The 9,243-nt window shown below is 45.2% G+C and carries 10 protein-coding genes; 8 read left to right on the top strand and 2 right to left on the bottom strand.

The window, feature by feature from the left end:
• The 8 genes from radA to Q7J27_14660 form a co-directional block, all read left to right on the top strand.
• Positions 1–1,194, top strand: a 1,194-nt coding sequence (gene radA / locus Q7J27_14695; protein MDO9530389.1) for a DNA repair protein RadA, incomplete at its 5' end; no start/stop codon positions are given.
• 54 nt (positions 1,195–1,248) lie between these two features.
• Positions 1,249–1,944, top strand: coding sequence for a phosphate regulon transcriptional regulator PhoB (gene phoB / locus Q7J27_14690; GenBank protein ID MDO9530388.1), 696 nt, complete (start codon positions 1,249–1,251; stop codon positions 1,942–1,944).
• A gap of 212 nt (positions 1,945–2,156) precedes the next feature.
• Complete coding sequence (locus tag Q7J27_14685; protein ID MDO9530387.1) at positions 2,157–2,966, top strand: phosphate ABC transporter substrate-binding protein; 810 nt, start codon at positions 2,157–2,159, stop codon at positions 2,964–2,966.
• Positions 2,967–3,059: 93 nt separating this feature from the next.
• Positions 3,060–3,947, top strand: coding sequence for a phosphate ABC transporter permease subunit PstC (gene pstC / locus Q7J27_14680; protein ID MDO9530386.1), 888 nt, complete (start codon positions 3,060–3,062; stop codon positions 3,945–3,947).
• A gap of 13 nt (positions 3,948–3,960) precedes the next feature.
• Complete coding sequence (gene pstA, locus Q7J27_14675) at positions 3,961–4,815, top strand: phosphate ABC transporter permease PstA (protein MDO9530385.1); 855 nt, start codon at positions 3,961–3,963, stop codon at positions 4,813–4,815.
• Complete coding sequence (gene pstB / locus Q7J27_14670) at positions 4,815–5,579, top strand: phosphate ABC transporter ATP-binding protein PstB (GenBank protein MDO9530384.1); 765 nt, start codon at positions 4,815–4,817, stop codon at positions 5,577–5,579. The genes pstA and pstB overlap by 1 nt, the downstream gene beginning before the upstream one ends.
• A gap of 3 nt (positions 5,580–5,582) precedes the next feature.
• Positions 5,583–6,275 (top strand): phosphate signaling complex protein PhoU, encoded by a 693-nt coding sequence (phoU, locus tag Q7J27_14665; GenBank protein MDO9530383.1) that lies wholly within the window; start codon positions 5,583–5,585, stop codon positions 6,273–6,275.
• A gap of 200 nt (positions 6,276–6,475) precedes the next feature.
• On the top strand, positions 6,476–8,242 hold the full coding sequence (locus Q7J27_14660) for an ATP-binding protein (GenBank protein MDO9530382.1): 1,767 nt from the start codon (positions 6,476–6,478) through the stop codon (positions 8,240–8,242).
• Between the two features lie 26 nt (positions 8,243–8,268).
• Here Q7J27_14660 and tsaA read toward each other — a convergent pair whose 3' ends face one another.
• Positions 8,269–8,754 carry a tRNA (N6-threonylcarbamoyladenosine(37)-N6)-methyltransferase TrmO gene (gene tsaA, locus Q7J27_14655; protein ID MDO9530381.1) on the bottom strand — a complete coding sequence of 162 codons (486 nt, stop codon included), beginning with the start codon at positions 8,752–8,754 and terminating at the stop codon, positions 8,269–8,271.
• Positions 8,755–8,864: 110 nt separating this feature from the next.
• A partial coding sequence (locus tag Q7J27_14650; GenBank protein ID MDO9530380.1) for a hypothetical protein occupies positions 8,865–9,243 on the bottom strand: 379 nt, incomplete at its 5' end.

The raw sequence follows: 9,243 nt of genomic DNA, 5'->3' as shown, positions 1-9,243 counted from the left end.
ATGCCTATTGATGCCATCGAGGCCGATGAGAGAGATAGGATCAAGGTCGGAATTGATGAAGTGGACAGGGTGTTGGGTGGTGGCATCGTATGCGGTTCCGCCATACTTGTTGGTGGTGATCCGGGGATCGGGAAATCGACGCTTCTCCTTCAGGTCATGCAGAATCTGGCCGAAAAAGGACTCAAAGTTCTCTACATCACGGGGGAGGAATCGGCCAGACAGATCAAACTCAGGGGAAAGCGGATCGGTGCTTCATCAAAAGATCTTCTGGTGCTGGTCGAAATAGATTTAGAAAACATCCTGAAATATATTAAAGAGATAAGGCCGCAGGTAGTAGTGGTCGATTCCATTCAGACGGTATATTCATCAGCGCTCTCTTCCGCTCCCGGCAGTGTGGGGCAGGTGAGGGAATCCTCGGCGCGGCTTATTTTCCTTGCGAAAAAAACGGGTATACCTATCTTCCTCATCGGTCATGTTACCAAAGAGGGAGCTATTGCCGGGCCGAAGGTGTTGGAACATATGGTGGATACCGTCCTCTATTTCGAAGGAGATTCAGGACATGCTTACCGGATTATAAGGAGTATAAAGAACAGATACGGGCCAACCAATGAAATCGGTGTCTTTGAAATGAGAGACAATGGCCTGAGTGAAGTAGCAAATCCCTCAGCGTTTTTCCTCGCTGAAAGACCTGAAGGTGCTGCCGGTTCCGTTGTTGTGCCGAGTATCGAGGGGACGAGACCGATACTGGTAGAGATTCAGTCGTTGGTAAGCCCCACGAACCTGGGTATGCCGAGGAGAACAGCCATAGGGGTTGATCATAACAGGGTGTCTCTGCTGGTTGCCGTTCTGGACAAGATATGTGGTCTTCATCTGGGTAATCACGACATTTTTATCAATGTTGCCGGTGGGGTTAAGGTGGATGAACCTGCCGTTGACCTGGGGATAGTGTCTTCAATTGCCTCCAGCTTTCTTGACCGTCCGATAGATTCGGGCACCGTTGTATTTGGTGAGGTCGGTCTCACGGGCGAGGTAAGGGGAATAAGTCAGATGGAAAACAGGATTAAGGAGGCGGCAAGAATGGGATTTAACCGATGTATCCTTCCAAAGACCCTCTCGCGCAATATATCTTCGAAAACGGAGATGAAACTTGTAAAGATAGGCAATCTCAAGGAATTACTGGAGCACCTTTTTTAATTTTTCACAAAAAAGCAAGATCTGACCTCAAGAGGTAACCCCCGAGGCATCTCCATGAAAATACTTGTTGTTGATGATGAAAAAGACATCGTAGACCTGATTGCCTATAATCTTGAAAAGGAGGGGTTTACTGTCGTAAAGGCCTATGATGGAGAGGAAGCTCTGGAGCTGATTGGGTCCAAAGACCCCCATCTAGTCATCCTTGATCTTATGCTTCCGGGTATTCAGGGGTTGGAAGTCTGCAAATTCATCCGGAAAAATCCGGAGACCGTCTCCTTGCCCATTATTATGCTCACGGCAAAGGGTGAAGAGATCGACAAAATCCTGGGTCTTGAGATGGGGGCTGATGATTACATCACCAAGCCTTTCAGTGTGAGAGAACTGATAGCTCGTGTACGTGCGGTGCTAAGGAGATTTGAATCACAAGAAGAGACAAAAGAAAAGGAAATTTTTACCTTTAAAGGTTTGCATATCGACTACAATACTTATGAAGTTACAGTTGATGATAAAAAAGTTGATCTGAGCCCGACAGAATTCAAGCTTCTGAAATTCTTCTCTCAGCATCCGGGAAGGGTTTACACCAGGGATCAACTTCTGGATTATGTGTGGGGTGATGATGCCTTTGTGGAACCCCGAACCGTGGATGTCCATATCAGACGTCTGAGGGCACAGATTGAAAAAGATACGGAAAAGCCGGAGTATATTCTCACGGTAAGAGGAGCTGGCTATAAATTTGCGGATATCAAGTAGCAGAACATTCCTTAAATAACGTTATAATGAGGTGCCGCTTTTGCTGCCCCCATCCAAACCATTCCCCCCAAATTCATTCAACATACTTTACCATTAATCACATTCCATATCTTATCTTCACACTATCTTCATCAGCCTGTAATCAAATCGTAACATTTGTGCTGTATCTTTCCTTCATAAAATAATGAAGGAAGGTGGAGAAGATGTTTAGAATGATGAGAGTTTTAGTGTTGAGTTTTATGTGCTTGATGTTGGGCTGGGGTGCAGCCTCCGCGGGCGAGACCATTGTGATAAAGGGTTCAACGACGGTTCTTCCCGTGGCCCAGGCAGCGGCTGAGGCGTATATGAAGAAACACCCGGAGGTTAATATCTCTCTGTCCGGTGGCGGTTCAGGCAATGGGATCAAGGCCCTGATAGATAAATCCACAGATATTGCGAATACTTCACGTTTCATCAAGGGTAAAGAAATAAAGCTCGCCGTGGAAAAGGGAAGCTATCCTGTTCCTCATCGTGTGGCTATTGACGCCATTGTCCCGATCGTTCATCCCGAAAATCCGGTGACTGATCTCACAATCGAGCAAATGAGTCTCATTTATCAGGGAAAAATCAAAAACTGGAAGGAGGTTGGCGGGAAAGACAAACGGATTGTCGTGGTTTCCAGGGATACCAGTTCGGGTACTTACGAGGTCTGGGCGAAGAAGGTTCTTCATAAGGCCAGAGTTACACCCAGGGCTCAACTGCAGGCATCCAACGGAGCGATTGTTCAGGTCATATCTAAAAACAGTTACGCCATCGGCTATATCGGGCTTGGATATTTGAACAGGAGCGTCAAGACAATAAAAGTAAGTGGGATTGAGGCCACCGTCCAGACCGCCCTGTCCGGGACATATCCCATTGCGAGGCCACTTTTCATGTTTACCAACGGCTGGCCAAAGGGAACAGTATCGGATTTCATCAATTTTGTCGTCAGCCCCGAAGGACAGAAAATTGTCAAAAAGGAAGGTTTTGTGCCGTTGTATTAAATGAAGGTAAAAGGCGAATGGTGAAGGGTGAAGGGCGTGCAATAACTCTTTACACCTTTAACCTTGTACTTTTAACCCTTTTCAGGTTCTGTTATGTCCAGAAAGTTTAAAGAAATAATTATAAAGAATGTTTTTTTCTTTTTCGCGCTGGTTTCCATATTTATTCTGGGACTTATCGTTGTCTTTCTCTTTAGAGAGGGGTTGCCCATATTCAAGGTGGTTTCTGTCAAGGATTTTATCTTCGGCAACGAGTGGTATCCCACTTATGACCCGCCGGATTTTGGTATATGGCCTCTTATTGTCGGCTCCATTATCGTCACACTTTTTTCTTCATTGATAGCTGTTCCGCTGGGCATTCTTTCGGCAATCTATGTATCTGAGATAGCTTCCCCATTGATGAAAGAAATCCTAAAACCCGCGATTGAACTCCTCGCAGGTCTTCCTTCTGTTGTACTCGGATTTTTCGGGATGGTTGTCCTTGCTCCATGGCTTCAGGAAACCTTTGATCTGCCTACTGGTCTGAATATAGTCAATGTCTCAATTATATTGGCCATTATGGCTGTTCCCACAATTTCGAGTATTTCGGAAGATGCCCTTTATTCTGTGCCGCGGGAGTTTAAAGAGGCTTCTTATGCCCTGGGGGCAACAAGGTTTGAAACTATTGCGAAGGTTATTGTGCCGGCGGCGCTTTCCGGGATTTCAACGGCTGTTATACTGGGGATGGCAAGGGCTATCGGCGAAACTATGGTTGTTCTCATGGTGGCCGGGGGCGCCGCCGCCATACCGGAGAGTATCTTTGATTCCGTCAGACCAATGCCGGCAAGTATTGTAGCGGAGATGGGGGAGGCCCCTTTCCAGAGCGATCATTACCACGCGCTTTTTGCGACAGGAGCTGCCCTTTTTTTCATGACACTATTTTTCAATCTGATTGCGGATTATATTTCAACAAAATTTAAAGAGGTAGGCTCTGCAACATTATGAGTACGATTCAAATATGAAATGGCGCTATTTTAAGCAGAATATGTTTTTAGGGGTTGTCCGGTTATCCGCTTTAATCATAGTGGTATCACTTGGCGGGTTCCTTTTTTATATATTTGTCAATGGAATAGGTGCGATTAGCTGGGATTTCCTTACCCTCCCGCCGAGAGATTCCATGACGAAAGGCGGCATTATGCCGGCCATACTGGGGACCATTTATTTAACGTCGGGAGCGATTATCATTGCGCTGCCGCTTGGTGTGATGTCGGCCGTTTATCTCAGTGAATATGCAAAGGAAGGTCCCGTGGTAAGGATTATCAGGATTGGCGTGAATTGCCTGGCCGGGGTTCCCTCGATTGTTTTCGGGCTTTTCGGTCTTGGGCTTTTTGTGGTTTTTCTCCAGTTCGGTTCATGTATTCTCTCGGGGGCATTGACCCTTGGGTTTTTGATTTTACCGACGATTATCGGGGCCTCTGAAGAAGCACTCAAGGCGGTGCCTCAAACATTCAGGGAGGCATCTTTGGCTCTTGGTGTTTCCAGATGGCAGACAATTTTAAAGATTGTCTTACCTAATGCACTGCCGGGAATTCTGACAGGTTCCATTCTGGGTATCGGTCGGGCGGCGGGTGAGACAGCCCCGATTATGTTTACGGCAGCGGCATTCTTCACGGCAAAACTCCCCGCGTCGATTTTTGACGAAGTGATGGCTCTTCCCTACCATATCTATGTTCTGGCGACAGCGGGCACACATATTGAGCAGACCAGACCAATTCAATACGGGACAGCATTGGTACTTGTGGCTCTGGTTTTAGGAATTGATTTGATTGCAATTATGATCAGGAGTTATATGAGGAAGAGAAAAGGATGGTAATGGTGCGAAATAACAGTATAATAAAAGTTAGAAATGTGGACTTTTATTATGGCGATTTCAAAGCACTGACGGATATCAATATGGACTTTGAGGAAAACAGGGTCACTGCCCTGATAGGCCCGTCCGGGTGCGGTAAATCGACCCTTCTGAGGTTGCTTAATCGAATGAATGACCTCATCGATGGAACCAGGGTAAAGGGAGAAGTCCTTTTTGAAGACAGGAATATTTATGACCCCGGTGTTGATCCTGTTGAAATCAGAAGAAGAATCGGCATGGTTTTTCAGAAGCCGAATCCCTTTCCGAAGTCAATTTTTAACAATATTGCCTATGGGCCGAGGCTTTCAGGGGTGAGAAATAAGAGCGACCTGGAGGCCCTGGTGGAACAGAGCCTCAGGCAGGCCTCGCTGTGGGATGAGGTGAGGGATATCCTTGGTCAGTCCGCCATGATGCTCTCCGGTGGACAGCAGCAGAGGGTGTGTATTGCCAGAGCCCTGGCAATAAAACCGGATATTCTACTGATGGATGAGCCCACATCAGCGCTGGACCCGATCTCGACGGCAAAAATCGAGGAACTGATTGAGGAATTGAAGAAGAAATATACAATTATTATTGTAACGCATAACATGCAGCAGGCTGCACGGATTTCGGATTATACCGGCTTTTTCTATTTAGGGGAACTCATAGAATATAGTCCGACGGAGAAGCTCTTTACAGCACCGGATGTGAAACAAACAGAAAACTATATCACGGGAAGGTTTGGTTAAGAAATGGAAGAAAAAAAACTTACCAGTACGCATTATGAAAGGGAACTCCAGTGGGTTAAAGAAAATCTCCTGTATCTTGGGGCTCTTGCTGAAAAGGCAATTCAGGATGCCACGACATCCCTTCTGGAAAGGAATTCAGATCTGGCACATGAGGTCATTGCCGGTGATGATCAGATTAATAAGCTTGATGTGGAAATTGAGGAAAAGTGCATCCGCCTGCTGGCTTTGAGACAACCTGCTGCAAGAGATTTGCGGTTTATTGCTACCGCCATTAAGATCAATGGTCATCTGGAGAGAATCGGAGATATGGCGGTCAACATCGCAAAAAGGGCACTGATTCTAAACGAAGAGCCACAGCTCAAGCCTTATATTGATCTTCCACGGATGGCGGACATTACACGTGGAATGATCAGGGAAAGTCTCGATGCCCTGATTAATGAAGATTGTGACCTGGCCAATAAGGTCAGGAAGGATGATGAAATGGTGGACAACCTCAACGAACAGATATTCAGGGAACTTCTTACGTTTATGATTGAGGATCCCCGGACCATCCACAGGGCGATTCTGATTACGCAGATATCAAAGAATTTAGAGAGAGTTTCAGATCACGCAGAGAGCATTGCGGACATGGTTATCTATATGGTTACCGGAAAGAGTGTGAGACATCAATATTCTGTTGAAGATTCTGAAAAGTAGAGCGAACAGGTTTTTATAAACTGAGACCTTTGCAAAACTGCAATTTTGGTCATTGCGAGGCGTCCCGAACGAAGTGAGGGGACAGCCGTGGCAATCTTATGAATTATCAGTATGTTATGAGATTGCTTCGCTTCACTCGCAATGACAATATAGGTATTGTGCAAAGCTCTCGAACTGAGAAACTTGGAAGAAATTACCTTATGAAAAGTCGTCTATTCTACAAGATATTTGGAACCTATCTCGTTATTATCGTACTGTCTATGGCGATCGTTGGGTTTCTGGTTGGTAAAGAGGTCAAGAACAAGTTGATGGAAAAGATTGAATGTGATCTGATTACTTATGCCCGGATGATAAACCTCACTTCTCCAAAAAAAGAAATTGAAAAGAAGGTTGTCCATTTAGCCAGGATATCCAATGCGCGGATTACCCTGATTGATACTGCGGGAAAAGTTCTGGCAGATTCAGAAAAGGATGTTTCTAAAATGGATAATCACCTGAACCGCCCGGAGATTCAGGAAGCGAAGGTTCTTGATAAAGGAACCGCAACACGTTTCAGCCACACTCTTGGCGTGGATATGTTTTATGTTGTCCTGCCTGTCAAGAGTGACTCCAGGGCAATTGGTTATATCAGACTGGCGCGTCCGCTTGTCGAGATCAAAAATTCCGTAAGAAAATTGTACGGACTAATCTTTCAATCATTTGTTATCATCCTTGTTCTTTCATTTTTAATTGCCTTTATATTTTTCTCCAGACTAACATCACCCATTCAGGAGATGGAGCAGTTTACCAAAAGGTTAAGAGAAGGTGAAGATCCGGGGACTCTTATGATCGATTCGAGTGATGAAATGGGGAGATTGGCCAGGAACATCAATTATATGGTCATGGAACTGCAGGAGAGGGTGCGGTCTGCAAATGAAGAAAAGGGGAAATTGGAGGCGGCCTTTGCCAGTATGACCGATGGTGTACTGGTACTCGATAGCCAGGACAAGATAGAAGCATCGAATGAGGCCTTTAATGACATTTTTGGTGTCAAATACCGTGATATAATTGGCAAAACACCGGTTGAGGCGTTCAGAAATGTTGAATTGCAAAAAGCGCTTGATCGTTTCAGGGAGACCGGAATGCCCGTTTCACAGGAAGTCGTTCTGGGAGATGGGGAGCAGATTATTCTGGAGATTAATGTTTCGTCAATCCATGGATTTCCGAATGGGGAAGAAAAAACCATGATTGTCTTTCATGATTTTACACGTCTTAAAAAACTGGAAAAGATGCGAGTGGATTTTGTGGCCAATATAACCCATGAGATAAAAACTCCATTAACCGCAATCCTTGGATTTATTGAGACACTGCAGGAAGGGGCCATCGAGGAAAAGGAAACAGCCAGGAAATTTCTACAAATCATTCACAGACACGCCGGTCGCCTGAACCGCCTGGTAGAAGACCTTTTAACCATTTCCGATATCGAATTGGGAGAAATGAAGTTCTTCTTTGAGAGTGTTTCGCTAAATGGTGTGGTTGAAAATGTCTTGCCGGTTATTGAATCAAAAGCCGTGGAGAAGAGGCTTGTTATTGATAAGAATATCCCGGAGGAGCTTTCACCTATCAGGGCTGACAGGGATAGATTGGCCCAGATATTATTGAATGTTCTGGATAATGCCGTAAAGTTCACACCGGAGTCGGGTAAGGTCTCAATAACGGCCTTTGATGATAAAAAGGGTTATATGATCGTCAGTATAAGCGATACCGGTGTGGGTGTACCTGAAGATGAAATTCCCAGGTTGGGGGAGCGATTCTACCGGGTGGATAAGACCCGCTCACGTGAACTGGGTGGTACGGGACTGGGTTTATCGATAGTCAAGCATCTGATGATAGCTCATAAGGGCAAGATCGAGATCGAGAGTCGTCTTGGCAGAGGAACTACGGTTTTCCTTTCTTTTCCGGTTTTCGAAGGAGAAGTGAACGTTTGACGTGAGATGCGGGTGTCACCTGTCAATCATTTTGTGAATCTACCGTCATCTTTTGATGATGGAAGTTTGTGAACGTTTTTTTCGAGCCAGCCTGTTTTTTCTACTTCCCTTATATCGAATTCCGGGACATACGGTTTGATATCGAGGAGTGGAGTCCCATCCACTATATCTACATCCTGAATATGGATTATATTATCTTCAACTCTGACAAGGCGTACAATCGAGATACCAATCGGGTTGGGCCTGCTCGGGCCTCGCATTGCAAAGACACCCCGTTCTTCATTATCCATGAAAGGTTTTGCTGTTAAGGATGCACCTCTGGACAGATGAAAATGATATATCAGAATAATGTAAGAAAATCCTTCAACATCTTTTAGGCCTTCAGCATATTCCGGGAATATCTCGACTGTTCCAGAGATTCCCTTAGCAGCCGAGGGTTGAATGGGTGTTCCTTTCGGTTCCCTGAAGGGAGAATGTATGACTCCGATCGGTTTGTATATTATCTCATTCATAGTTTCTCCTCAAATACAGTCAAATACAGGAACACTTCCCCCTTTTTTCGAACGCCTCCAGAATAATGAACAGTCTTATATCCTGAGCTATGGGAGCCTGAGGATTTCTGCTATTGAAACGGTACACCTGCCGTCCAGCTTAATACGACGACCATATGAATAGTCAGAATAATTGTCAGAGCCGGGAGAACCCAGAGGGCAGCAGTTATTTTCTGGGCTCTGGGTTCCCCTGTGTCTTGTGTTGTGTGACGATATAATGCCCGCAGGGCAAGAACAATTATTAATACGAAAATTACATTCGAGGCAATAAGCCAGCCAGGATATGCAAGCCAGGAACCCCGATAGTTTTTAACTTTAAATAACATATAGCAGCTAACTGCGGCACTTAAAATGCCAAGAAGAACAACAAAAAGTGATCCTCGCATCTTCTTTAATTGATTTATCCAGTTCCAATTCTTCTGGTCTTCCCTCAGACCTATAAGGCTTAGT

Source organism: Syntrophales bacterium, from assembly GCA_030655775.1.
In the GTDB taxonomy this organism is placed as follows: domain Bacteria; phylum Desulfobacterota; class Syntrophia; order Syntrophales; family JADFWA01; genus JAUSPI01.
Note: the sequence above shows the minus strand (reverse complement) of the source record. Positions and strands in the feature narration are given on the sequence as shown.